The following is a 24,207-nucleotide window of genomic DNA, read 5'->3' on the forward strand; positions in this document are numbered from 1 at the left end:
GTCCTAGGTGTTGAACTGGGAGGTCTTGGACGAGGCCAGCTCGCGCGCCTGCTCCAGCGGCACGCTCTCGAGGGCCTCGGTGATATCGGTGCCGACGTGGGTCACCTCGGGGCCGCGCTCCAGGGGGACGAGCGTGTGCACGAGCCGGTCGTCGTAGGTGTGCACCATCGTGAACGCCTGAGCGGCGTCGACCCCGGAGACGAAGCGGTCGACCGGTGCCGGATCGGTGGTGTAGCAGCTGGCCGAGGCCACGGATACCGGTACGCCGGCGAACGTCGACCACGTCGACAGGTGGAGATGGCCGGCCAGGATGCCGCGGACGTCGGTGCCGGAGATGACGTCGGCGAGCGCCTGCTGGTCGTGCAGCTCGATCAGCTCCGCCGCGCGCAGCATGGGAAGCGGGAGAGGAGGGTGGTGCATCGCGAGCAGCGTGCCGTGCTCGGCGGGGGTCGCGAGCACGTCGGCCAGCCAGGCCAGCTGCTCGGGCCGGAGGTCGCCGTGGTGGTAGCCGGGCACGCTCGTGTCGAGCGCGACGATCCGCAGGCCGTCGACCTCGTGCACCCGGTCCTGGAAGCCGTCGTGGTCGGAGTCGAAGAGGCCCCGCGCGAAGGGGGCTCGCTCGTCGTGGTTGCCCATCGTCCAGACGACGATCGCGCCCATCGCCGCCGCCGCCGGCTCGACGATCGAGCGCAGTGTCTCGTAGGCGTCGGGCTCGGCCCGGTCGGCGAGGTCGCCGGTGAAGACCAGGGCCTGAGGCGCCGGAACGACGACCGCGAGCCGGTCCAGCGCGCGACGGAGGTTGGCGGTGTTGTCGACGACCCCGTGGTGAAGCCCGCCGCTGCCCATCAGGTGCGGGTCCGAGAGGTGCGCGACGGCGTGCCGTGGGGCGACGTACTGACCGAGCTGTTTCACGGCGCCAGCCTAGGAGACGGCCGGCACCCTCCGGGCCCGCGCGCGGTCGGCCGGCATCGTCACCGACGCGTGGACCTCGAGCATCGACTCGACGGTGGCCGACCACGGATAGCGCTCCGCGCGCTCCCTGGCGGCCGTACGTCGGCTCGCGGTCGGTCGGGAGGCGACGTCCAGCACCGCGTCGGCGAGGGCGCCGGGCTCGGGGTCCGCCCACGCGCCTGAGGTCTCGTCCACCAGCTCCCGCGCGCCGCCGCGGTCCGCGGTCACCACCGGCGTCCCGGACGCCAGCGCCTCCAGCACGGCGAGTCCGAAGGTCTCGCCCGGGCAGACACTGAGCGCGACGTCGGCGTACGCCAGCGCCCGGCTGAGTCGGGCGGGGGAGTCGACGTACCCCCGGAACCGGATCGGCGCGCCCGCGGCGATCTCGACCAGCTCGTCGCGGTGCGGGCCGACCCCGTAGACGTCCATCCGCACCGGGACACCACGGCGGTGCAGCTCCACGCCGGTGGCCACGGCGAGGTGCGGGCTCTTCTCACGCGACAGCCGGCCGGCGTGCACCAGGCGGAGCACCGCGACAGGGCCGCGCGAGTGCGGGCGGAAGGTGTCGAGGTCGACCCCGAGCGGGACGCGTACCACCGGGCAGCCGGCGGTGTCGGCCACGTCCTGGAACTCGTCCCGGGCGTAGGCCGAGGTCACCACGACGGAGTCCACGCTGCGCACCAGCAGGCGGTTGAGCAGCCCGACGGAGACCTTGGACGTGGCGTCGAGACCGGTGCGGAGCGCGAGCATGTCGTCGAGCCGCTCGTGGGAGAGCAGCACGGAGCCGACGCCGTTGCGCCGGGCCCAGCGGGCGACCGGCAGCAGCGTGAGCTTGTCGCTCAGCTCGACGGAGGTCGGCTGCCACTGATCGAGCACCTCGGTGACCCGCCAGGGCTCGACGATCAGCCGGTAGCCGCCGCCCACCCGGGGGGCGCGTAGCTGGACGACGTCGCCGAGGGGTGTGGTCGTGCGGGTGTCCTCAGGTCCGGGCACGACGAGGAGTCGACGGCACCCCGCCGCCGCATATCCCGCACCGAGGGCACGGAGCGCGGTCCGCATCCCTCCCGAGGCAGGTCCGACGAAGTTGGCCAGCTGGGCGATGCGCATGGCCGCACGGTGGCGCAGCCAGGTGAACGGACGTCTAAGCCGGGCCGGCCGTCAGTGGGCCGGGAGGATGCGCCCGGTGACCTCGCCGAGCGCGATGCGGCCGCCGCTTGTGCCGGGGGCGGTGTAGCGCAGCGTCACCTCGTCGCCGTCCTCGAGGAACGTCCGCTCGCGGCCAGCCACGGTGAACGGCTCCTTGCCGCCCCAGCTCAGCTCCAGCAGTGACCCGCGCTGGTCGCGTTCGGGGCCGGAGATGGTGCCCGACCCCCACAGGTCGCCGGTCCGGATGCTGGCGCCGTTGACCGTGGTGTGCGCGAGCATCTGGGCCGGCGACCAGTACATGGTGCGATAAGGCGGTCGGGTGACGACCTCGCCGTCGAGGACCACCTCGACCTCGATGTCGAGGCCGGCCGGTCCGTGGACGTGCAGGTAGTCGAGGACCTCGGGGTCGTCCTGGCCGGGCAGCTCGGTCCATGCCGCGTCCAGCGCCGCCATCGGTGTGACCCATGCGCTGATCGAGGTGGCGAACGACTTGCCGAGGAACGGCCCGAGCGGGACGTACTCCCACGCCTGGATGTCGCGCGCCGACCAGTCGTTGAGACCCACGACACCGAAGGTGTGCTGGGCGAAGTCGGCAGTGGCGACGCGCTCACCCATGGCCGACCCGACGCCCACGACGAAGCCCAGCTCGGCCTCGATGTCGAGCCGCTGGGAGGGGCCGTACGCCGGCCGCTCCTCGGTGGGTGCCTTGCGCTGGCCCATCGGCCGGACCACGTCGGTCCCCGAGACGACCACCGTGCCGGAGCGTCCGTGGTAGCCGACCGGGAGGTGCTTCCAGTTGGGCAGCAATGGCTCCTGGTCAGGACGGAACATCCGCCCCACGTTGGAGGCGTGGTGCTCGGAGGCGTAGAAGTCGACGTAGTCACCGACCTCGACCGGCAGGTGCAGCTCGACATCGGTCAGTGGGTGCAGGTGGAGGGTGGTGCGGGCCACGTGGACGTCGTTGCCCAGCACCTCCATGATCCACTCGCGCGCCGCCCGCCACTCCTCGGGGCCCAGGGCCATGAAGGCGTTGAGGGTCGGGTTGCGCCAGGCCGCGGCCAGCCCGGAGGCGGCGCTCTGCCCCTCCGCGGAGGCGAGCTCCGCGACCGGGGCGAGATCGAGCACGTGCTCGCCGATCCGGACCCCCACGCGCGGCTGCTCGCCGGGCCGGGAGAAGACGCCGTAGGGGAGGTTGTCGAGGTCGAAGAGGGAGCCGGCGGCGCCCTCGACCCAGGTCGTGTCGGTCACGGGTGCTCTTCCAGGGCAGGGCTCGCAAGAGGGCTGGGGTCGGGGGAGACGAGGCCGAGCGCGACCAGGTCGTCCAGCGGCTCGGTCACCGAGCAGGAGCCGAAGGAGGTGAACCAGCGCCGGGCCGAGGAGAGGTCGGCGCCGGCGAGGGCAACGCCGTCACGCTGCTCGAGGGCATCGGCCGCGTCATGGGCGGATCCGCCGTCCCACAGCGACTGGGTGGCGGCCATGACGTTGAGGAAGCCGTGCGCGCCACCGCCCTCCGGGTCGTGGCGCACCCCGCGGTGCAGTCCGGCGGTGGCCTTGAACGGGGTCTCCCGGTCGAGCGCCGCGTCGATCCACGCGGCGACCGTGCCCGCGTCGGGGATCAGGTCGTGGTCGACGTTGCCGAGGCGGAGCTTGAGCCGGTGGCCGCAGGCAGCGACCTCGTCGGCCGCCGTGAGCCAGGCGGGGGTGACCGGGCCGGGGATCTCGACGAAGACGGGTACGTCGACCTCCGCCGCGCGTGCAGCAGCGTCGATGCGGCGTACGTTGCCGGCAGGGTCGTCGACGTCGCGGACCGCCGCCTCGAGGCCGGTCAGCCGCAGGTCCTTGCGGGCCGCGAGCGCAGCCACCCCCTCGACGGCCCCGGCGCCGGTCGTCAGCACGACCGAGACCGGGAGGCCTGCGGGGACGGACCCGAGCTGCGTGTCGGTCACCACGAACGAGCCCACCAGGTCGGCGTACCACTCGGCACGGCGGTCGAGGAAGGCCTGCAGTGCCTGTAGGAGCTCGGCGTTGCCGGGCGGGAAGATCGCGGCGTCGTCGACGAGGCCGCGCCACTGATCTGGCCACGGGGTGGGACTGACAGGTGCGGGAGGGGGAGCCACGGGGATACTCTAACCACCAGATAGCGGACATGTGTGTCCGATGATCGGACAAATGGAAGGGAACGTGATGGCCCACTACCGAGCACTCGGCCGGCTGCCGCGCCAGCGCCACACCCAGCTCCGTGACGAGGACGGCCACCTGTTCCGCGAGGAGCTGATGGGCGAGGAGGGCTTCTCCTCCGACTCCTCCTTGCTCTACCACCGCGGGGTGCCGAGCGCGATCACCGACAGCACGGTCTGGGACCTCCCCGACCAGTCGCGCACGCCCAACCACCCGCTCAAGCCGCGTCACCTCAAGCTCCACGACCTCGCGACGGGCACCTGTCCCGTCGAGGGGCGCCGGCTGGTCCTGGGCAACAACGACGTGCGGATCGGCTACGTCGTCACCGGCACCGACGCCTCGCCGCTCTACCGCAACGCCATCGGTGACGAGTGCGTCTACGTCGAGTCCGGCAGCGGCACGGTCGAGACCGTCTTCGGCGTCGTGCCCTACCGGGCCGGCGACTACGTCCTCGTCCCGCGCGCGGCCGACCACCGCTGGGTCCCGGCCGAGCCCTCGCGGCTCTACGCGATCGAGGCCAGCTCCCACATCCACCCCCCCAAGCGTTACCTCTCGCGGTTCGGCCAGCTCCTCGAGCACGCGCCCTACTGCGAGCGCGACCTGCACGGCCCGACCGACCTCGAGGCGCTGGTCGAGCGGAGCCGCGACGTCACGGACGTCGAGGTGCTGGTCAAGCACCGCACGAGCGCCGGCATCGTCGGCACCCGGCTGACCTACGCCACGCACCCGTTCGACGTGGTCGGCTGGGACGGCTGCCTCTACCCCTACACGTTCAACATCGAGGACTACATGCCGATCACCGGCAAGGTCCACCAGCCGCCGCCGGTGCACCAGGTCTTCGAGGGCTGGAACTTCGTGATCTGCAACTTCCTGCCGCGCAAGGTCGACTACCACGACCTCGCCATCCCGGTGCCGTACTACCACTCCAACGTCGACTCCGACGAGGTCATGTTCTACGTCGGCGGTGACTACGAGGCGCGCAAGGGCTCGGGCATCGGCATCGGCTCCATCAGCCTGCACCCGGGCGGGCACGCCCACGGTCCGCAGCCCAGCGCCATCGAGGCCAGCCTCGGCGTCGAGTACTTCGAGGAGTCGGCCGTCATGGTCGACACGTTCGCGCCGCTGGAGCTCGGCGAGGGCGGCCTGGCGGTGGAGGACCCGGCGTACGCCTGGACCTGGGCTGGTCGCGGACCGGACGCCTCCGACGACGTCGGCCGGGACGACGGCGGGCCCGCGGTGTTCAGCAACTCGTGACCTCTCGTCCAGCGCGCCCGAGAGTGTAATGATGTAATCATGGACGACGGGGGCTCTCTGTATGACGCGATCGGTGGCACGGACGGACTGCGGAGGCTGAGCGACAGCTTCTACGAACGGGTGCTGGCCGACGAGGTTCTGGCCCCCGTCTTCGCCACGTTCACTCCCGACCACGTCGAGCACGTGGCCATCTGGCTGGGCGAGGTGTTCGGCGGCCCGGCGCGGTTCACCGAGGCCCACGGCGGCCACCAGGCGCTGTTGCGCAGCCACCTCGGCCTGCGGATCCGTGACGAGCACCGGACCCGGTGGCTCGAGCTGATGGGGGAGGCCGTCGACGAGGTGCTGCCCGGGCAGCCGGTGGTGCGCGATGCCCTCATGGCCTACTTCGGGTGGGGCACCGCGATCGCCCAGCAGGTGTCGCAGGAGCCGGTCGGCACCGACCTGGGCGACCCCGGGCCGATCCCGCGGTGGACGCGTCAGGGCCTCGTGAAATAGGGGGTAGGCGCTCAGGAGGTCCAGGCGCGCCACAGCGCGGCGTACTCCCCGTCCAGGTCGAGGAGCTCGTCGTGGCTGCCGAGCTCGACGATGCGTCCGTCGATCACCACCGCGATGCGGTCCGCGTCGTGGGCGGTGTGCAGGCGGTGGGCGATCGCGACGACGGTGCGACCCTCGAGCAGGTTGTTCATCGATCCCTCGAGCGTCCTGGCGGTCCGCGGGTCGATGAGGGACGTGGCCTCGTCGAGCACGAGCGTGTGCGGGTCGGCGATGATGAGGCGGGCCAGCGCCACCTGCTGCGCCTGTGCCGGGGTGAGCGCGAAGCGTCCGGAGCCGATCATGGTGTCGAGGCCCTGTGGCAGGCGTTCGACCCAGAGCAGCGATCCGACTGCGCTCAGGGCCTCGTGGACGGCCTCGTCGGTGGAGTCCTCCCGGGCCAGCACGATGTTGTCGCGCACCGAGCCGATGAACACGTGGTGCTCCTGGGTGACGAGCGCGACCTCGGTGCGCAACACCTCCAGGGGCAGGTCGACCAGCTCGACGCCGCCGACCCTCGCCGATCCGGTGCGGGGACGGTTGATGCCCGACAGCAGGCGTCCGAGGGTCGACTTCCCCGACCCGCTGGGCCCGACGATGGCCAAGCGCTCGCCCGGGCCGAGGCGGAGGTCGACGCCGTGCAGCACGTCGTGTCCTTCCCGGTAGGCGAAGCGGAGGTCCTCGCCGACGAGGTCGACGCCGTCCGGCAGGCGGTCGCCGGCTGTGCGGTCGGGCTCGACCTCGGCGATCCCGAGCAGCCGGCTGGTCGACGCTGCTCCGACCTGCAGCCGGTCGACCTCACCGATGAGCCGGTCCAGTGGATCGGCCAGCGCCTCCACGTACAGCACGGCCGCCGTGATCTGCCCGAGGTCGACCCAGCCTCGGGAGTAGGCGTAGGCGCCGACGAGCAGGGTGATGACGCGCGGCGTCTGGAAGGCGAAGTTGAGGGCGGCGAAGAGGATGTTGCGCAACGACATGGTGTAGCGCTCCGCCTGTGCCGACACCTCGATGTCGTCGTCGCCCGCCCCGACCCGCAGACCGGAGAGGCCCAGCGACTCGAGGGTGCGGGCGCCCTCCACCGTCTCGGTCAGCGTGGTGTTGATCCGTGAGTAGGTGGACCCCTCGGTGATGTAGCCCTTCGGTGCGCGCCGGAGATAGGTACGCACCGCCCAGCCCGACGTGGCGAAGGTGAGCAGCGCGGGCACGGCCAGGACCACCGAGTTGAGCAGCATGGCGCCGATCGAGAGGACCACCGTCAGCAGCGAGATGATTGCCATGGGCACGCCGTACTGCACCGAGCGGCTCATGGTGCCGACGTCGCGCGTGACCCGGGTGACGAGGTCGCCGGTGCTCGCGCTCTCGACGGCTCCGAGCGGGAGCCGCAGGATCGTCCGGACGATGAACTCCCGCGCGGTCGACAGCAGGTCCTGGCCGAACAGCGTGGAGGTCCGCTGCGCGACGAAGGTGAACGCGGCCTGCGCCATCACCACGACGATGATGACGAGCGCGAGCTGGCCGAGCGGCCGTCCCGTCCCGTCGACGGTCGTGTTGACCAGCTCGCCGAGCAGGCGCGGCACGATGAGCCCGGCGACGGCGGCGAGGCCGTTGAGCACCACGAGCGCCGCGAACGCCTTGCGACGGCTGGACAGCAGGTCGCGGAAGAAGGCGAGCACCTCCCGGTTGCCGGCCACCGGCCACCCCCGCTCGGGGTTGCGGGACGCGGTGTAGACGTCCTCCGCTCGCTGCCGACGCAGGTCGTGGCGCTCCCAGAACGCGTGCGTACGCTCACGCCACGTGCCGCCGACCGGAGGGACCAGCTCGGGCGGGATGACCGGCGGATCGAGCGTGCGGTTGCGCCAGGTGTCGGGGGAGGTCGCGAGGAGGTCGGTCACGACGAGACCCCCTCGTCCACGTCGTCCAGCGACCGGACCACGACGTCGCGGTATGCCGCGTCGTTCTCGAGCAGGTCGGCGTGCTCGCCCTCGGCGACGACCAGTCCGTCCTGGAGGAGCACGACCCGGTCGGCGTGGTGCAGCCAGAGCGGGGAGACGCTGCACACCACGGTCGTACGCCCCCTCCGCAGCTCGGCGACCCGCTCGGCGATGCGGGCCTCGGTGTGGGCGTCGACCGCGGACGTCGGCTCGACCAGCACGAGGATCGGCGCGTCGGCGGCGAGCGCCCGTGCGAGCACGACCCGCTGCCGCTGGCCGCCGGACAGCCCGCGGCCGCGCTCGTCCAGCTGGCCCTGCCAGCCCTCGGGCAGCGCGTCGTAGACGTCCTCGGCGTTGGCCACGCGCAGCGCCGCCTCGGCCTCTTCGCGGGTCAGCCGACCGTGGGGGTCGATGGCGTCCTGGAGGGTGCCGGCGAACAGGCTGCTCCCGGTGTCGCTGACCAGCACCTGTCGCCTGACGTCGTCGAGGCGGGCCGCCGAGAGGTCGACCCCGCCCAGCCGCACCCCCCACGCGCTGGTCGCGGCCGCCTCGTCCCGGGCCGCGATGCGCTGCCGGCGGCGCTCCCGGTCGGCGCGTGCCTGACGGGCCGCGCGGCCCTTGAGGCCCGCGCCGTCGTCCTCGCCCACCGGGTCGGTGTCGGGCGGGAGGTAGCGGCCGAGGCGGTCGGCCAGCGCCGAGCTCTGCTCCGGCACGGCGCTCACGACCACGGTCAGGAGTCCGGGCTGGGCGGTGAAGCCGCTGAGCTCGTCGACGATCTCCCGGCGGCCGTCCAGCCGCTGCGGCTCGCCCGGCTCCCGCCAGGGCGGGCGCTGCTCGAAGATCGCCACCGCCCGGCGCGCGCTCACCAGGGCCCGGGTGAACTTCTGGGCGAGCTCGAAGAAGGTGCGGATCGGCCCGACCATGAAGAGCCCGTAGCCCAGGAAGCTCACCAGCTGCCCGACGGTCAGCTCACCCGCGTTGACCTGCCGGGTGCCCAGCCAGACGAGGCTGACCAGGAAGACCCCGGAGAGCAGCACCCCGACCGCCTCGACGGCGGCCTGCCAGATGCCCGACGAGACACCGGCCCGGCGTGCATGCTGCGACTGGTCTGCGTAGTTGCGACCGAACGTCTCCTCGCCGCCGATGCCGCGCAGGATGCGCAGCCCCGCCACGATGTCGGTGGCCATCGAGGTCAGCTCGGAGTTGCGGCTGCGTTCCACCTGCTGGCGTCGGTGCAGTGGTCGAAGCAGCGGAAGTGCGGCCCCGAGGAGCACTGGAGCGGCCACGAGGACGACGACGCCGAGCTGCCACGACATCGACAGCACGATCGCCGCGACGGTCAGGTAGGAGACGAGCTGCGCCACGCCCCGCGCCAGGATCTCGGTCAGCGCACCGAACTCGTCGGAGTCGCTCGACGCCACGCTGAGGACCTCGCCCGTGGGTGAGCGGCGCGGCAGCACGTGGCCCATCTGGGCGATCTTGCGGGTGACCATCTGGGTCGTGCCGTAGAGGCTGATCAGCCAGCTGCGTACGACCAGGGTGTGGAAGACGACCCCGAACACGCCCCCGACCAGGACCACGCCGAGCATCACGGCCGCCCAGCCCAGCAACGCACTGCGTGAGCCCGCGAGGATGCCCTCGTCGACGGCACGGCCGAAGATGTAGGGGCCGAACGTCACGGGCATCAACCACAGCAGGCAGGCGAGGGTCGACAGCGCGATCACCTGCCACTGCTGGCGCAGCATCCACCTCGGGAACGCCGCAGGCGACCGGGTGTCGGGGTCCGGCGAGGGTGCGTCGTCGGTTCCGGTGAAGAACGTCGCGATCCGGGGTGGGAAGTCCTGCATGTCACCTCGACCCTAGGCGTCCTCGGCGCTCCGGCACGAAGCATTTAGGGTTCAGGGCGTTCGGGGCAGGATGGCCGTGTGAGGCTTCTCTCCCAGCTGCGAGACGTTCCCGCCCGACTCCGCAACGAGTCCCGGCAGGTTCCCACCCGCGACATCGACGAGCGGAGAGTCGAGGTCGAGTCGACCGCCCATGCCGCCGCCGGTGCCACCGCCGTCGCCGTCGCCATGCGGCGGGCCATCGGACAGATGGGCGTACGCCGCACCGCGGCCACGCTGACGCGGCTCAACCAGGTCGACGGCTTCGACTGCCAGGGGTGCGCATGGCCGGATCCGGCGCCCGGGCACCGGCATGCGGCCGAGTTCTGCGAGAACGGGGCCAAGGCCGTCGCCGAGGAGGCGACCCGCCAGCTGCTCGACCGCGAGTTCTTCGCGACCCATTCCGTGGAGGACCTCGCCGGGCGCACCGAGTTCTGGCTCGGCAAGCAGGGTCGCATCACCGAGCCGATGGTCCTGCGCCCGGGCGCCACCCACTACACGCCGATCTCGTGGGACGACGCCTTCGTCACCATGGCCGACCACCTGCGCCGTCTCGACCACCCTGACCAGGCGACCTTCTACACCTCCGGCAAGACCTCGAACGAGGCCGCGTTCGTCTACCAGCTCTTCGTGCGAGCCTTCGGGACCAACAACCTCCCCGACTGCTCCAACATGTGCCACGAGTCCTCCGGCTCCGCGCTCGTGGACACCATCGGCATCGGGAAGGGCTCGGTCAGCCTCGAGGACATCCACCAGGCCAAGCTCATCCTGGTCGTCGGGCAGAACCCGGGCACCAACCATCCACGCATGCTCTCCGCGCTGGAGGAGGCGAAGTCCCGTGGTGCCCGCATCATCTCGATCAACCCGCTCCAGGAGGCGGGCCTGGTCCGCTTCAAGAACCCGCAGAACGCCAGGGGACTCACCGTCGGGACCGCGCTCGCCGACCTGCACCTGCCGATCCGGCTCAACGGCGACCTCGCCTTCTTCCAGGCGGTGGGCGCGCTGCTGGTCGAGTGGGATGCGCTCGACCACGACTTCCTCGACCAGTACACCACCGGCTTCGACGCCTACGCCGCCCACGTCGCCGACCTCGACTGGGGCAAGGTCGAGGCCTCGACGGGCCTGACCCGTGAGCAGGTCACCGCTGCGGCCCGCATGATCGCGGAGTCGCCGGCCACGATCACCTGCTGGGCGATGGGCATCACGCAGCACCACAACGCCGTGGGCACCATCAAGGAGATCGTGAACGTCGCCCTGCTGCAGGGCAACATCGGCAAGCCCGGTGCAGGCGTGTGCCCGGTGCGCGGCCACTCCAACGTCCAGGGGGACAGGACGATGGGCATCTGGGAGCGCGTGCCCGAACACTTTCTCGACGCCATCCGCGACGAGTTCGGCTTCGACCCGCCCCGCGAGCACGGGCTCGACACCGTCAGCTCGATAGAGGCGCTGCGCGACGGGAAGATCCGGGTCTTCATGGGGATGGGCGGCAACTTCGTGGGTGCCGCCCCCGACACCGAGGCCACGGAGGCGGCGATGCGCAACGCAGCGCTGACCGTGCACGTCTCCACCAAGCTCAACCGCTCCCACGTCGTGCACGGCGGCGAGGCGCTGATCCTGCCTGCCCTGGGCCGCAGCGAGAAGGACCTCACCGGCGGTCGGGTCCAGCGGGTGACCGTCGAGGACTCGATGTCGGCCGTGCACGCCTCGCACGGTCCCCTCGACCCGCCGTCGGAGCACCTGCGCTCCGAGGTCGACATCGTCTGCTCCCTCGCCCTGGCCACCCTCGGCGAGGACTCGCCGGTCCCGTGGGCCGCCTTCCGCGACGACTACACCGAGATCCGCCGTCGGATCGCTCGCGTCGTCCCCGGCTGTGCGTCGTACGACGAGAAGGTCAACGAGCCCGGTGGCTTCGTGCTGCCGCACCCACCACGCGACAACCGCGTGTTCGAGACGTCGAGTGGTCGGGCCGTCATCACGTCGACGCCGCTCGAGGTGCTCGACGTGCCGAAGGGTCGTTTCCTGCTGCAGACGATGCGCTCGCACGACCAGTTCAACACCACGATCTACGGCCTCGACGACCGCTACCGAGGTGTCAAGGGCGGTCGGCGGGTCGTCTTCGTGAACCCGGACGACCTGCGCGACCTCGGGTACGCCGAGGGAGACGTCGTCGACCTGGTCAGCGAGTGGCGCGACGGCGTCGAGCGGGAGGCTCGCTCCTTCCGCGTGGTCCCCTACGACCAGCCGCGTGGGTGCGTGGCGGCCTACTACCCGGAGGCGAACGCGCTCGTCCCGTTGGACTCCACGGCGGAGAAGAGCAACCAGCCGGTCTACAAGTCGATCGTGGTCAGGCTGGACCGTCCCGGAGAGACGGGCCACCGGGTGAGCTCCTCGCACGGCTCCTCCGACCAGGGTTCCGGCTCGCACCGCGACGACGACCCGCACCACCTGAGCTGACGCAGGCCGGTGGTCGTCCGAATGGAGTCCCGCGCCTGAGGACTCTGGTCCCGCGGGTTCACCCCTCGGGGTAGCGTGGCGAGCGATGACCACCCACATCGACGTGCTCACCTCGCGCGAGGTCCCGCTGGGCGGTCCCCGGGCCATGCGCGTACGACGCACGCTCCCGCAGCGGCACCGATCGCTGATCGGCGCCTGGTGCTTCGTCGACCACTACGGCCCCGACGAGGTCGACGAGTCCGGCGGCATGGTGCTGCCCGCCCATCCCCACACGGGGCTGCAGACCGCCAGCTGGCTCTTCGACGGCGAGCTCGAGCACCGGGACTCCATCGGCAGCCTCGCCACGGTGCGGCCCGGAGAGCTCAACCTGATGACCGCGGGGCGCGGCATCAGCCACACCGAGGTCTCCACGCCCGGCACGACCGTCCTGCACGGCGCCCAGCTGTGGATCGCCCTGCCCGGTGCCAGCCGCCACGTCGAGCCGGGCTTCGAGCACTTCGCGCCGGCCCCGGTGCGTGGCCCGGGCTGGGAGGCGCGCGTCTTCATCGGCTCCGTCCTCGGGGCCAGCTCGCCAGTCACCACCCACACCCCGCTCCTGGGCGCCGAGATCATGCTCGCGACGGGCAAGTCCCTCGAGATCGAGGTCGACGAGACCTTCGAGCACGGTGTCCTGGTCGACGTCGGAGTGGTCGAGGTCGGGGGCGAGCAGCTCAAGCCGAGCGACTTGGGTTACGTGTCCTCGGGTCGGACCACCCTCACCGTGACGGCGCACGAGGAAGCTCGGGTGCTGCTCCTGGGAGGCCCGCCGTTCGGCGAGCCCATCGTCATGTGGTGGAACTTCATCGGCCGCACCCACGAGGAGATCGTCGGCTTCCGCCAGGAGTGGCAGGACCAGATCACCGTCGATGGTGGGATCGTCGAGGCGGGCACCTCCGTCGCGGAGGGACGCTTCGGGAGGGTCGACCTCGACCTGGCACCGATCCCCGCGCCGGAGCTCCCCAACGTCCGGCTCAAGCTCAGGCACTGACCCAGGTGGCGTCAGCAGCGGTGGTCGGCGACGACGGCCTGGGCAGGTGTCCCTGGGGTGCCGGTGACCCGATCAACCTCGCCTACCACGACACCGAGTGGGGGATGCGGGTCTCCGGGGAGGCCGCGCACCTCGAGCGGCTCACGCTGGAGGCCTTCCAGTCCGGGCTGTCGTGGCTCACCATCCTCAACAAGCGCGAGAACTTCCGGGCGGCGTTCGCGGACTTCGACGCCGACGCGGTCGCGGCCTTCGGCCCCGACGACGTCGAGCGCCTGATGGCCGACCCCGGCATCGTGCGCAACCGTCGCAAGGTCGAGGCCGCGGTCACCAACGCTCGCGCCACCGTGGCCCTGCGTGAGCACGGCGGGCTGGAGGCGTTCCTCTGGTCCTTCCGCCCCGAGCCGGGCCCGGCGCCCCTGACGACCGCCGACGTGCCCACCAGCTCGCCCGAGTCGATCGCGCTGTCCAAGGCGTTGAAGAAGGCCGGTTTCGCCCACGTCGGGCCGACCACGATGTACGCCCTCATGGAGGCCGTCGGCCTGGTCGACGACCACCTCGAAGGGTGCCACCGCCGCGGCTGCGCTGTCTGACCCATGCTCCGTCGGCTACCGCTAGCCTCCCGCCATGACGCGCGTGCACGCCTTCTCGCCCGACGATGCCCTGTCCGACCTCGACGCCACCGGCCTGGTGGCCGCCCTGCAGGCCGGCGAGGTCTCGGTCCCGGAGGTCGTCGAGGCGGCGATCGCCCGCACGGAGCAGGTCGACGCGGCCCTCGGCGCCGTGGCGTACGCCGCCTACGACCGTGCCCGTGAGGAGGCGAGGCATCCCCGCGGCGGGTGGTTCGCAGGCGTACCCACGTTCGTCAAGGACAACGTCGACGTGGCCGGCATGCCGACCCAGCACGGCGCCGACGCGTTCACCGCTGCGCCCCAGCAGGCCGACGGTGACTTCGCCCGGATGTACCTCGCCACCGGACTGATCCCGCTGGGCAAGACCCAGCTCTCGGAGTTCGGCTTCTCCGGCGCCGCCGACCACGTGCGCCTCGGCCCGGTCCGCTCGCCGTGGAATCCCGACCACTACGCCGGCGCGTCCTCCGCGGGCTCGGCCGCACTGGTGGCCGCCGGCGCCGTGCCGATCGCGCACGCCAACGACGGGGGCGGCTCGATCCGGATCCCGGCCGCGGTCAACGGACTGGTCGGCCTGAAGCCCACCCGCGGTCGCCTGGCACAGGACCGGATCATGCGTGAGATGCCGGTGCGCATCGTGTCCGACGGGGTGCTGACCCGCAGCGTCCGCGACACCGCCGCCTTCTACCGCGAGGCCGAGAAGGTCTGGCGCAACCCGCTGCTGGCCCCGGTGGGCGACGTCACCCGGCCCGGCCGCGCCCGCCTGCGGGTCGCCGTCGTCACCACCGGCATCGGGCGCGACTGCAGTCCCGAGGTGCGTGAGCTCACGTTGAAGACCGCTGCGCTGCTGGAGTCGCTGGGCCACCAGGTCGAGGAGATCGCCAACCCGGTCCCGGACAGCTTCCCCGAGCACTTCGTGCGCTTCTGGTCGATGCTCGCCCTGGTCATCGCGCGGCGCGGGAAGAAGGACTTCGGCGCGAGCTGGGACCCGACCAAGCTCGACAACCTCACGCTCGGCCTCGCCAAGCACGCGCTCCGCAACCTGCACAAGCAGCCGTTCTCGATCGCCGTCCTGCGCAGGTCCCAGCGGCTCGCCGCCCACCACCGCGCGTCGTACGACGTCACCCTCACGCCGACGCTGGCCACCGAGACGCCGCGCGTCGGGCACCTGCGCCCGGACCAGGACTACGACGAGATCATGAGCCGGCTGATGGACTGGGTGGCCTTCACGCCCCTGCAGAACGCCACCGGTGAGCCGGCGATCTCGCTGCCCCTGGCGACCACCTCCAGCGGGCTCCCGCAAGGCATGATGCTGGGCGCCGGTGCGGGTCGCGAGGCCCGCCTCCTGGGGCTGGCCTACGAGCTGGAGGAGGCGGTCGGTTGGCCGCGGATCCACGCCGCTTGAAGAGGGCTCTGAAGGGGTGTCAGAGGGGCGATCTGAGCCGATTTCTCATCCGTGGTGGGCCGTGTGTATCGTTCTCCGTCGTTGCCCCTTTAGCTCAGTCGGCAGAGCGTCTCCATGGTAAGGAGAAGGTCTACGGTTCGATTCCGTAAAGGGGCTCTGGATCGGATTCCCCCCCGGGGTCGTCCGGCCTCCGCGGCGGGGTAGCTCAGGTGGTTAGAGCACACGGCTCATAATCGTGGTGTCGCGGGTTCGAGTCCCGCCCCCGCTACCACCCACATCTCACCAGCCTCACTCCGCACCACCCGCAAACCCAAGGATCTCCCATGGCCAGCAAGAGCTCTGACGTTCGCCCCAAGATCACGCTCGCGTGCACGGAGTGCAAGGAGCGCAACTACATCACCAAGAAGAACCGTCGCAACGATCCCGACCGGATCGAGCTGAAGAAGTTCTGCCCGCGCTGCCGTGCTCACACGGCGCACCGCGAGACCCGCTGACGTCTCTCCTCATCGCACCCGACCCGACCGAGTCCGCTCGGCCGGGTCGTTGTGTTCTAGGGTCGTGACATGCCCGTCGACCCCTCCCTGGTGGGGCGCCGGTTCCCCGCGCCGGCACCCCTGACCGTCACTTCAGAGCGCGTCGGCGCCTTCGCCGCCGCTGTCGGCCACCCCGGTGCCGCGGGTGACGTGGTCCCGCCGACCTTCCCGATCGTGCTCGCCTTCGACGCCATGCAGGCCTTCCTCGACGCCGAGCAGGTCGAGCTGCACCGCATCGTGCACGGCGAGCAGCGCTTCGCCTACGTCCGTCCGCTCGTGGTGGGCGACGAGCTCAGCGCCACGCTGACCGTGACCGGCGTACGCCAGATCGGCGGCGCCGACATCATCGCGACCGCCAGCGAGATCACCGACGCCACCGGCGCGGTCGTCTGCACCGGCAAGGCCACCCTCGTCCACGGGGGTGCGGCATGAGCGGCGGCGCCCTGGCTGTCGGCGACACGCTGACCGAGAAGGTCTTCACCGTGACGCGCGCCGACCTGGTCGCCTATGCCCACGCCAGCGGCGACCACAACCCGATCCACCAGGACGAGCAGGTCGCGCTCAGCGTCGGCCTGCCCGGCGTGATCGCCCACGGGATGTACACCCTCGCGCTCCTCGGTCGGGCGGTCGCGGAATGGACCGGCGGTGCGGAGGTCGTCGACATCGGCGCGAAGTTCACCAGCCCCGTCGTCGTACCTGCCGAGGGCGGTGCGGAGGTGGTGGTGGGCGGCACCGTGAAGTCGGTCGCCGACGGACTCGTCACCCTCGCGCTCGAGGTGACCTGCGGCGGCCAGAAGGTGCTCGGCATGCCCAGGGCCGTCGTGCGCGAGGGCACGGTCAGTGCCTGACCTGCGCGACCACACCACCCTGCGTCTGGGCGGCCCCGGCCGTGAGTGGGTGCGCGCCACCTCCGAGGCCGACCTCGTCGCCGCGGTGGGGGAGGCCGACGCCGCCGGGACACCCGTGCTCGTGCTCGGCGGCGGGTCCAACCTGGTCGTCGCCGACGAGGGGTTCGACGGCCGGGTCGTGCAGGTCGCGACTTCGGGCGTGCGGGCCGACACCGACGCCTGCGACGTCGACACCCTCGCCCAGTGCGGAGGGGTCGTGCTCACGGTGGCGGCGGGGGAGGACTGGGACGCGCTGGTCTCGTACGCCGTGGCGCAGGGCTGGGCCGGCATCGAGGCCCTGTCCGGGATCCCCGGCGCGGTGGGCGCCACGCCCATCCAGAACGTCGGCGCCTACGGCCAGGACGTCTCCCAGACCATCGCCCGGGTGCGGACGTGGGACCGGGTCGACCGCACGCAGCGCACCTTCGCCGCCGCCGACTGCGGCTTCGGATACCGGCACAGCAGGTTCAAGGCCGAGCCCGGGCGCTACCTCGTCCTCGAGGTTACCTTCCAGCTGCGCCAGGGAGACCTGGCCGACCCGGTGACCTACGCCGAGCTCGCGCGCCACCTCGGTGTCGAGCCCGGGCAGCGGGCCCCGCTGACCGCGGTCCGCGACGCGGTGCTGGCGCTGCGGTCGGGCAAGGGGATGGTGCTCGACCCGGACGACCACGACACGTGGAGTGCCGGCTCGTTCTTCACCAACCCGTTCCTGACGCCGGCCCAGGCCGCCACCCTGCCCGACGGCGCTCCACGCTGGGAGCAGGCCGACAGCACGGTGAAGTCGAGCGCCGCGTGGCTCATCGAGCAGGCCGGCTTCGGCAAGGGCTACGCCAGCGCGGCCGCGGGGGAGCGGGTGAGCCTGTCGACCAAGCACACGCTCGCGCTCACCAACCGCGGCGGCGCCACCACCGAGGAGCTGCTCACCCTCGCCCGCGAGGTGCGCGACGGCGTGGAGTCCCGGTTCGGGGTCCGCCTGGTCAACGAGCCCGTGACGGTCGGCTGCGCCCTCTGACCGCGACCACCGTTCGGTATCTAGGGAGGTTCTGGTCGGGGATCCAGCCAAATCGCCTACCAGAACGTCCCTAGATAGCCCCGGGAGCGCCGCTAGGCCAGCCAGGCGGCGATGTCGCGACGCGCGGTCTCCACCACGTCGCTCGGCGCCCGGGAGGCCTCGAAGGACATCTCGGCCAGCCGGGCCAGGGTCGCGTCGTCGAGGTCGTGGGCCGCGCGCATCGTGGCGTACTGCCCGGCGAGGCGCGAGCCGAACAGCAGTGGGTCGTCGGCGCCCAGGGCGACCGTCGCCCCCGCGGCCAGCAGCTGCGGGAGCGGCACCGACGTGAGGTCGGAGTAGATGCCGAGCGAGACGTTGGAGACCGGACAGACCTCGAGCGCGACACCGGCGGCCACGATGCGGTCGAGCAGCTCGGGGTCCTCGGCGCTCCGTACGCCGTGCCCCAGCCGCTGCGCGCCGAGGCTGTCCAGGCAGGCGCGGACGTGGTCGGGCCCGCGGAGCTCGCCACCGTGCGGGACCAGGAGCAGGTCGGCGCGCTCGGCGATCCGGAAGGCGCCTGCGAAGTCCTCGGTGCGTCCACGTCGCTCGTCGTTGGACAGCCCGAACCCGACGACGCCGCGATCGGCGTACTGCGCCGCGAGCCGGGCCAGGGTGCGGGCATCGAGAGGGTGGCGGGTGCGGTTGGCGGCGACCACCACGGCCATCCCCAGCCCGGTGCGCTCGGAGGCGTCGCGGACGCAGTCGAGCACCAGGTCGGTGAACTCGGTGATGCCGCCGAAGCGGGCGGCGTAGCCGCTCGGGTCGACCTGGATCTCCAGCCAACGCCCACCGTCTCGGACGTCGTCCTCCGCGGCCTCCAGCACCAGGCGGCGTACGTCGTCGGGCGTGCGCAGCACCGAGCGCGCCACGTCGTAGAGCCGCTGGAAGCGGAACCAGCCCTTCTCGTCGGCGGCGCTGAGCTGCGGCGGCCAGTCCTCGACCAGGGAGTCGGGCAGCGCGATCCGGTCGCGCTCGGCCAGCTCGAGCAGGGTCTCGTGCCGCATCGAGCCGGTGAAGTGCAGGTGCAGGTGGGCCTTCGGGAGGCGGGACACGTCGCGATGCCGCTCCACCTCACCCGCCATGCGAGGGATCGTAGGGGGCGGCCGAGAGCGAGGCGTGCTGCGGTTCGGCGCCTCGGTTCGACGGAGGCTGGATCGGGCCCGTATGCTTCCCGATTGGTGGTTGCGCCAGATGCTTCGGCATGCCCCCAGAAATGGGTGATCGACCACCGGAGGGCACTAGCTCAACTGGCAGAGCATCGGTCTCCAAAACCGAAGGTTGGGGGTTCAAGTCCCTCGTGCCCTGCGAAGAATCACTGCACCAGCGACAACGAGTAAGGTGGAAGACGTGGCCGACGGCAACGCGGTTCAGGACCGGCGCGACTCGCGCGGCGACGACCGTGGGCGCACCAGCCCCGTCACGTTCCTGCGCCAGGTGGTGGCAGAGCTCCGCAAGGTGGTGTGGCCCACCCAGCAGCAGCTGGTGACCTACTTCTTCGTGGTGCTGGTCTTCGTCATCTTCGTGATGCTGCTGGTCTCGATGCTCGACCTGGCGTTCGGCAAGCTGGTCTTCGAGATCTTCACCGGTGGCAGCACCCAGTAACCACGACGGAGCGGTGAATCCACTGCTCTGATCCCCGCCGGGCCAGCCCGGCCCCGGTCCCGGTGACCGGACCCAGCAAACGATGTACGGAGTGAGACGTGTCGGAGAGCAATGACGTGGACCAGGTCGAGGACCAGGTCGAGTCGCACGACCAGGCGACCCCGGAGGACGCCGACGTGGACTCCGTCGAGGACACCACCGCCGACGTGACTGTCGAGGACGAGGCCGCCGTCGAGGGCGAGAGCGCCGGTGACGACGCCGAGGGCGACGAGTCCGACGAGGCCGACGCCGAGGAGCCCGTCGACGAGGCTGCCGACGAGGCAGCCGACGAGAACGACCCGCTCGAGGCCTTCCGCCGCGAGCTCTGGGCCAAGCCGGGCGACTGGTTCGTCGTGCACACCTACTCGGGCATGGAGAAGCGGGTCAAGCACAACCTCGAGAACCGCATCATCTCCCTCAACATGGAGGACTACATCCACGAGATCGTGGTCCCCACCGAGGAGGTCGCGGAGATCAAGAACGGCCAGCGCAAGATGGTCACGCGCACCGTTCTCCCCGGCTACGTCCTGGTCCGCATGGACCTCACCGACGAGTCGTGGTCGGCCGTGCGCCACACGCCGTCGGTCACCGGCTTCGTGGGCCACAGCCACCAGCCCGTCCCGCTCAGCATGAGCGAGGTCGAGGACATGCTGGCCCCGGCCGTCGTGGCCGTCGCTGAGGCCGAGGCCGCCGCCTCCGGTGAGAAGGGCGCGTCCACCACCCCGCGCAAGCCGGTCGAGGTCGCCGACTTCGACGTGTCCGACTCGGTCATGGTGGTCGACGGTCCGTTCGCCACGCTCCACGCGACGATCACCGAGATCAACGCCGAGTCGCAGCGCGTCAAGGCCCTCGTCGAGATCTTCGGCCGGGAGACCCCGGTCGAGCTGAGCTTCAGCCAGATTCAGAAGGTCTGAGCGCAGGACCGAGCTTGCTCGGTCCTGGTCAGCGAAGAGGTTGAGGAGCGTCGGCACGGACCCGAGCGAAGCGAGGGGATGTGTGACGCGTCTCGAAACCCACCCTGAAGGCTCGATTTCACAGAGAAGACGAGCCCGGGCGACAATGAAGTAGCAACAACCCGTGGCAGAGGGCGAGTGCCCTCGTCGTGACCACAAGAGAGAAAGAGAAGGCAATGCCTCCGAAGAAGAAGATCGCCGCACTGGTCAAGGTGCAGCTGCAGGCCGGTTCGGCCACCCCGGCTCCGCCGGTGGGTACGGCGCTCGGCCCGCACGGCGTCAACATCATGGACTTCTGCAAGGCCTACAACGCCCAGACCGAGTCCATGCGCGGCAACGTGATCCCCGTCGAGATCACCATCTACGAGGACCGCTCGTTCGACTTCATCACCAAGACCCCTCCGGCCGCCGAGCTGATCAAGAAGGCCGCCGGACTGTCCAAGGGCTCCGGCGTCCCGCACAAGGACAAGGTCGGCAAGCTGACCAAGGACCAGGTCCGCGAGATCGCGACCACCAAGCTGCCTGACCTCAACGCCAACAACATCGATGCGGCCATGAAGATCGTCGAGGGCACTGCGCGCTCGATGGGCGTCACGACCGACTGACAACGCCTCTCCGGAGGCATGTGGGAGAGCCGCGCTGGCTCGCCGACCACTCCACTCTCGGACGCGCTCGCCGCGTCCAGCAAACGAAAGAGAAGACCATGCAGCGCAGCAAGACCTACCGCGCGGCGGCCGAGACGTTCAACCAGGACGAGCTCTACGCCCCGCTGGCCGCCATCAAGATCGCCAAGGGCGGCTCCAAGAAGAAGTTCGACGAGACCCTCGACGTCGTCATGCGCCTGGGTGTCGACCCGCGCAAGGCCGACCAGATGGTCCGCGGCACCGTCAACCTCCCGCACGGCACCGGCAAGACTGCCCGCGTGCTGGTGTTCGCCACGGCCGAGAAGGCCGAGGCCGCGCGTGAGGCCGGCGCCGAGTTCGTCGGTGGCGACGAGCTGATCGAGAAGGTCGCCGGCGGCTGGCTCGACTTCGACGCCGTCGTCGCCACGCCCGACATGATGGGCAAGGTCGGTCGCCTCGGTCGCGTCCTCGGCCCCCGCTCGCTCATGCCGAACCCGAAGACCGGCACGGTGACCCCCGATGTCGCCAAGGCCGTCACGGACATCAAGGGCGGCAAGATCGAGTTCCGCGTCGACCGCCACGCCAACCTGCACTTCATCATCGGTAAGGCATCGTTCTCCGAGACGCAGCTCGCGGAGAACTACGCTGCCGCCCTCGACGAGGTGCTGCGTCTCAAGCCGGCCAGCTCCAAGGGCCGCTACATCAAGAAGATCACCGTCTCGACGACGATGGGCCCCGGCATCCAGGTCGACCCCAACCGCGTCAAGAACGTCGCGTCGGAGGACGAGGCCGTCCAGGCCTGAGCCTTGCCGTTCCGGCCCGGTCGCCCCTCTGGGGTGGCCGGGCCGAACTGCTTCTCGGACGGCCGTTTCGGTGTGGAAGCATCGGGTAGGAAGTCCGCACGATCCCGCACGTCCAGTCGTCGTCCAGTCGTTCTGTCCCAGGAGACACCCATGCGCGTCACGTCCCTCGCTCGCCGTCTCGGCACCGCCGCCCTGGTGCTCTCCATCGGCGCGAGCCTCACCGCCTGCAGCGACGACGGGGGTACCACCGACTCCTCGAGCTCGGCCACCGACGAGGGCACGGACGACAGCGCCGACGAGTCGACCGAGGAGCCGAGCGAGGACGAGTCCGAGACGCCCGACGAGGCATCGCTGGCCGAGCTGACCAGCGACGACTTCTACCCGTCGGTGATGGCCGCGATGCGCGAGGCCGAGAGCTTCAACTTCGAGACCGTCGCCGGCGTCGCCGGGCAGGAGCAGAAGATGGCCGGTCAGGCCCGGTTCAGCGACGCGGGGATCGAGATGATGGCCTCCAGCACCGGGGCACAGGCCATGGAGATGATCCTCCTGGGCAAGGCCATGTACATGAAGTCTCCCGACTTCGGCACGGGGGACAAGTGGATCAAGATCGACCTGAGCGACCCCGACTCGTTGTTCGGCATGATCGGCAAGGCCGCCGACCCTGAGGTGATGTTCAAGGCCATGGAGTCGCCGAAGAAGCTCGAGCTGCTCGGCACCGAGGACGTCGACGGCGTGCCCACCAACCACTACCGGATCACGATGGACCCGAGCCAGTACCTCAAGGCGATGGAGTTCCCCGCTGCCATGGCGGACATGCTGCCCAAGGAGCTCGTCACCGAGATGTGGGTGGACGGCGACAGCCTGCCGCGCAGGTTCACGCAGACCATCGAGGTCCCCGCCACGGCCGGTGGCGCGCCCACCTCGACCACGACCGAGGGCACCTACTCCGACTTCGGCACGGACGTCGAGATCGAGGCCCCGCCGGCCGCCCAGGTCACCGAGGCGCCGGGAATGTGACCCACGTCCGGGGCGGTGCCGCGGACAGTGGCACTGGTCCCTGGCGCCGGCGCCGCCTGATCAGCACCGCTGATCAGGCACCGCTGCTCACTCGCGGAAGATCCGCTCGTCGATCAGCTGCTCCTGGACGTCGGTGCCCTCGGCGTCGAAGCGGCCCTGGTCGAAGCGGGTCCGGAACTGCAGGACCGCTCCGTCCCGACCGAAGCGGTTCTTCTCGATCGAGAGGACCGCATAGTCACGGAAGCGCTCCGCGTTGCCGACGTCGTACGTCAGGTGGTGCCGCGCGACGATGTCGAACTTGTTGTTGAGCACCAGCACCACGTCGGCCTCGTACGCCAGCGCACTCGAGCCGCGCAGGTCGTTGGAGCGCATCCGCCGGCCGGAGCGTAGTGCCTCCTTCTCGGCGGCGGCGATGGCCAGCACCGGGGCGCTGATGTCGATGGCGAGGTCCTTGAGGCCCTCGACCACCTCGGTGGAGCGCGCGTCGTCGTCGGTGTGGGACGACTTCACCTTCTGCATGTAGTCCACGACCACCAGCGGCGTGGTCCCGGCCAGCTCGCGGACGGCCTCGACGGCAGACTGGATCGCGGCGAGGTCGGTGCGGGTGCCGGTCGAGCGGTGGAGGAAGAGCATCTCCGAGTAGTGGGACACCTTGGCCAGGGCCTCGACGCCGGACGGCACCGACTCGAGGCGGTGGTCCAGCGAGCTCACCCAGAGGTCGTCGAAGATGGAGCGGATGCTGTTCAGTCGCACCTGGTCGGACTCGTCCAGCTCGCCGGCCTCCATGGCGAGGAGCTTCTGCGTCATGTCCTCGGCGTCGTGCTCGTAGGAGAAATAGAGGACCGGTCGACCGGAGGCGGCGTTGTTGCGGGCGATCTGGAGCGCGAAGGTCGACTTGCCCAAGCCCTGCGGGCCGGCGAGCAGGATGAGCGATCCCGCGCGCATGCCGCCGCCGATCAGCGGGTCGAGCCCGCCGAAACCGGTCTTCCAGACCCGCCCGGCAGCGTTGCGTCCGGTGAGCATGCGTTCGTCGCTGCGGGCGAGCGAGGCCCCGACGGTCGTGAGCTGTTGATCCACGCCGACCATCGAACCAGTCTTGGGCCACCCGCGGGAGCCGAATGCAGCGAATCGCTCGAGGTCGCACCGATTTGTCGGGTCCGGCAGTGGACGCGTACTGTTCCGTCTCGAAACCCAAGACCGCAGGTGGTCACGAGCTCCTCGCCCGTGACCGAAGGTTCGCAGCAGCGGACGGCCGGCGCAGGTGACAGAGCAGCGGCCCTCGCCGCATCCACGCCCTGAGCCTGTGCTCGGGG

At 70.8% G+C, this 24,207-nt stretch carries 22 protein-coding genes, 3 tRNA genes and 1 pseudogene; 18 read left to right on the forward strand and 8 right to left on the reverse strand.

Annotated elements, in window-relative coordinates; genetic code table 11:
- Positions 1 to 3 precede the first annotated feature (3 nt).
- The 4 genes and pseudogenes from J3P44_RS19580 to J3P44_RS19595 all read right to left on the reverse strand — a co-directional run bounded on the left by J3P44_RS19580 (position 4) and on the right by J3P44_RS19595 (position 4,214).
- Positions 4 to 912 (reverse strand): metallophosphoesterase, encoded by a 909-nt coding sequence (locus tag J3P44_RS19580; protein ID WP_255892157.1) that lies wholly within the window; start codon positions 910 to 912, stop codon positions 4 to 6.
- A pseudogene (locus tag J3P44_RS19585) lies at positions 833 to 2,058 on the reverse strand (glycosyltransferase); the annotation flags it as partial. The pseudogene J3P44_RS19585 and the gene J3P44_RS19580, both read right to left, overlap by 80 nt.
- A gap of 51 nt (positions 2,059 to 2,109) precedes the next feature.
- On the reverse strand, positions 2,110 to 3,345 hold the full coding sequence (gene fahA, locus J3P44_RS19590; protein ID WP_255892159.1) for a fumarylacetoacetase: 1,236 nt from the start codon (positions 3,343 to 3,345) through the stop codon (positions 2,110 to 2,112).
- Complete coding sequence (locus tag J3P44_RS19595) at positions 3,342 to 4,214, reverse strand: hypothetical protein (protein ID WP_255892160.1); 873 nt, start codon at positions 4,212 to 4,214, stop codon at positions 3,342 to 3,344. Before J3P44_RS19595 ends, fahA begins: the two co-directional genes overlap by 4 nt.
- Positions 4,215 to 4,281: 67 nt before the next feature.
- On the opposite strand from J3P44_RS19595, the gene J3P44_RS19600 reads away from it, so the two are divergent.
- Together J3P44_RS19600 and J3P44_RS19605 are read left to right on the forward strand one after the other, a co-directional pair.
- On the forward strand, positions 4,282 to 5,529 hold the full coding sequence (locus J3P44_RS19600; RefSeq protein WP_255892579.1) for a homogentisate 1,2-dioxygenase: 1,248 nt from the start codon (positions 4,282 to 4,284) through the stop codon (positions 5,527 to 5,529).
- Positions 5,530 to 5,568: 39 nt separating this feature from the next.
- Complete coding sequence (locus tag J3P44_RS19605) at positions 5,569 to 6,024, forward strand: group II truncated hemoglobin (protein ID WP_255892161.1); 456 nt, start codon at positions 5,569 to 5,571, stop codon at positions 6,022 to 6,024.
- Between the two features lie 11 nt (positions 6,025 to 6,035).
- On the opposite strand, the gene J3P44_RS19610 is transcribed toward J3P44_RS19605, so the two are convergent.
- On the reverse strand, positions 6,036 to 7,952 hold the full coding sequence (locus tag J3P44_RS19610) for an ABC transporter ATP-binding protein (RefSeq protein ID WP_255892163.1): 1,917 nt from the start codon (positions 7,950 to 7,952) through the stop codon (positions 6,036 to 6,038).
- Entirely contained in the window at positions 7,949 to 9,838 is a 1,890-nt protein-coding gene (locus J3P44_RS19615; protein ID WP_255892164.1) for an ABC transporter ATP-binding protein, read from the reverse strand. Before J3P44_RS19615 ends, J3P44_RS19610 begins: the two co-directional genes overlap by 4 nt.
- Before the next feature lie 78 nt (positions 9,839 to 9,916).
- On the opposite strand from J3P44_RS19615, the gene J3P44_RS19620 reads away from it, so the two are divergent.
- The 10 genes from J3P44_RS19620 to J3P44_RS19665 all read left to right on the forward strand — a co-directional run bounded on the left by J3P44_RS19620 (position 9,917) and on the right by J3P44_RS19665 (position 17,818).
- Complete coding sequence (locus J3P44_RS19620; RefSeq protein ID WP_255892165.1) at positions 9,917 to 12,328, forward strand: FdhF/YdeP family oxidoreductase; 2,412 nt, start codon at positions 9,917 to 9,919, stop codon at positions 12,326 to 12,328.
- A gap of 85 nt (positions 12,329 to 12,413) precedes the next feature.
- Positions 12,414 to 13,355 (forward strand): pirin family protein, encoded by a 942-nt coding sequence (locus tag J3P44_RS19625; protein ID WP_255892166.1) that lies wholly within the window; start codon positions 12,414 to 12,416, stop codon positions 13,353 to 13,355.
- 5 nt (positions 13,356 to 13,360) lie between these two features.
- Entirely contained in the window at positions 13,361 to 13,945 is a 585-nt protein-coding gene (locus J3P44_RS19630; RefSeq protein ID WP_255892167.1) for a DNA-3-methyladenine glycosylase I, read from the forward strand.
- 34 nt (positions 13,946 to 13,979) lie between these two features.
- Positions 13,980 to 15,386, forward strand: a complete 1,407-nt coding sequence (locus tag J3P44_RS19635; protein WP_255892168.1) for an amidase — start codon at positions 13,980 to 13,982, stop codon at positions 15,384 to 15,386.
- A gap of 83 nt (positions 15,387 to 15,469) precedes the next feature.
- Positions 15,470 to 15,542: transfer RNA gene (locus tag J3P44_RS19640), tRNA-Thr, on the forward strand.
- A 38-nt stretch (positions 15,543 to 15,580) separates the two neighbouring features.
- A tRNA-Met gene (locus J3P44_RS19645) sits at positions 15,581 to 15,657 on the forward strand.
- A gap of 52 nt (positions 15,658 to 15,709) precedes the next feature.
- Positions 15,710 to 15,880, forward strand: a complete 171-nt coding sequence (gene rpmG, locus J3P44_RS19650; RefSeq protein WP_056602159.1) for a 50S ribosomal protein L33 — start codon at positions 15,710 to 15,712, stop codon at positions 15,878 to 15,880.
- A 69-nt stretch (positions 15,881 to 15,949) separates the two neighbouring features.
- Positions 15,950 to 16,351, forward strand: coding sequence for an FAS1-like dehydratase domain-containing protein (locus J3P44_RS19655; RefSeq protein WP_255892169.1), 402 nt, complete (start codon positions 15,950 to 15,952; stop codon positions 16,349 to 16,351).
- The gene (locus J3P44_RS19660; RefSeq protein ID WP_255892170.1) at positions 16,348 to 16,767 is read left to right on the forward strand and encodes a MaoC/PaaZ C-terminal domain-containing protein; all 420 of its coding nucleotides are present in this window, start codon (positions 16,348 to 16,350) and stop codon (positions 16,765 to 16,767) included. Before J3P44_RS19655 ends, J3P44_RS19660 begins: the two co-directional genes overlap by 4 nt.
- The gene (locus J3P44_RS19665; protein ID WP_255892171.1) at positions 16,760 to 17,818 is read left to right on the forward strand and encodes a UDP-N-acetylmuramate dehydrogenase; all 1,059 of its coding nucleotides are present in this window, start codon (positions 16,760 to 16,762) and stop codon (positions 17,816 to 17,818) included. The genes J3P44_RS19660 and J3P44_RS19665 overlap by 8 nt, the downstream gene beginning before the upstream one ends.
- A 92-nt stretch (positions 17,819 to 17,910) precedes the next feature.
- Here J3P44_RS19665 and J3P44_RS19670 read toward each other — a convergent pair whose 3' ends face one another.
- Positions 17,911 to 18,939 (reverse strand): adenosine deaminase, encoded by a 1,029-nt coding sequence (locus tag J3P44_RS19670; RefSeq protein ID WP_255892172.1) that lies wholly within the window; start codon positions 18,937 to 18,939, stop codon positions 17,911 to 17,913.
- 150 nt (positions 18,940 to 19,089) lie between these two features.
- Here J3P44_RS19670 and J3P44_RS19675 point away from each other — a divergent pair.
- The 6 genes from J3P44_RS19675 (at position 19,090) to J3P44_RS19700 (ending at position 22,894) form a co-directional block, all read left to right on the forward strand.
- A tRNA-Trp gene (locus J3P44_RS19675) sits at positions 19,090 to 19,162 on the forward strand.
- Positions 19,163 to 19,204: 42 nt separating this feature from the next.
- Complete coding sequence (secE, locus tag J3P44_RS19680) at positions 19,205 to 19,459, forward strand: preprotein translocase subunit SecE (RefSeq protein ID WP_255892173.1); 255 nt, start codon at positions 19,205 to 19,207, stop codon at positions 19,457 to 19,459.
- Between the two features lie 98 nt (positions 19,460 to 19,557).
- On the forward strand, positions 19,558 to 20,412 hold the full coding sequence (gene nusG / locus J3P44_RS19685; protein WP_372496661.1) for a transcription termination/antitermination protein NusG: 855 nt from the start codon (positions 19,558 to 19,560) through the stop codon (positions 20,410 to 20,412).
- Between the two features lie 215 nt (positions 20,413 to 20,627).
- Positions 20,628 to 21,056 (forward strand): 50S ribosomal protein L11, encoded by a 429-nt coding sequence (gene rplK, locus J3P44_RS19690; protein ID WP_255892174.1) that lies wholly within the window; start codon positions 20,628 to 20,630, stop codon positions 21,054 to 21,056.
- 98 nt (positions 21,057 to 21,154) lie between these two features.
- Positions 21,155 to 21,877, forward strand: coding sequence for a 50S ribosomal protein L1 (rplA, locus tag J3P44_RS19695; RefSeq protein ID WP_255892175.1), 723 nt, complete (start codon positions 21,155 to 21,157; stop codon positions 21,875 to 21,877).
- A 150-nt stretch (positions 21,878 to 22,027) separates the two neighbouring features.
- Complete coding sequence (locus J3P44_RS19700; RefSeq protein WP_255892176.1) at positions 22,028 to 22,894, forward strand: SCO4651 family lipoprotein; 867 nt, start codon at positions 22,028 to 22,030, stop codon at positions 22,892 to 22,894.
- Between the two features lie 87 nt (positions 22,895 to 22,981).
- On the opposite strand, the gene J3P44_RS19705 is transcribed toward J3P44_RS19700, so the two are convergent.
- The gene (locus J3P44_RS19705; protein ID WP_255892177.1) at positions 22,982 to 23,971 is read right to left on the reverse strand and encodes a DnaB-like helicase C-terminal domain-containing protein; all 990 of its coding nucleotides are present in this window, start codon (positions 23,969 to 23,971) and stop codon (positions 22,982 to 22,984) included.
- Positions 23,972 to 24,207 lie beyond the last annotated feature (236 nt).

The organism is Nocardioides astragali, assembly GCF_024436375.1.
Classification (GTDB): domain Bacteria; phylum Actinomycetota; class Actinomycetes; order Propionibacteriales; family Nocardioidaceae; genus Nocardioides; species Nocardioides astragali.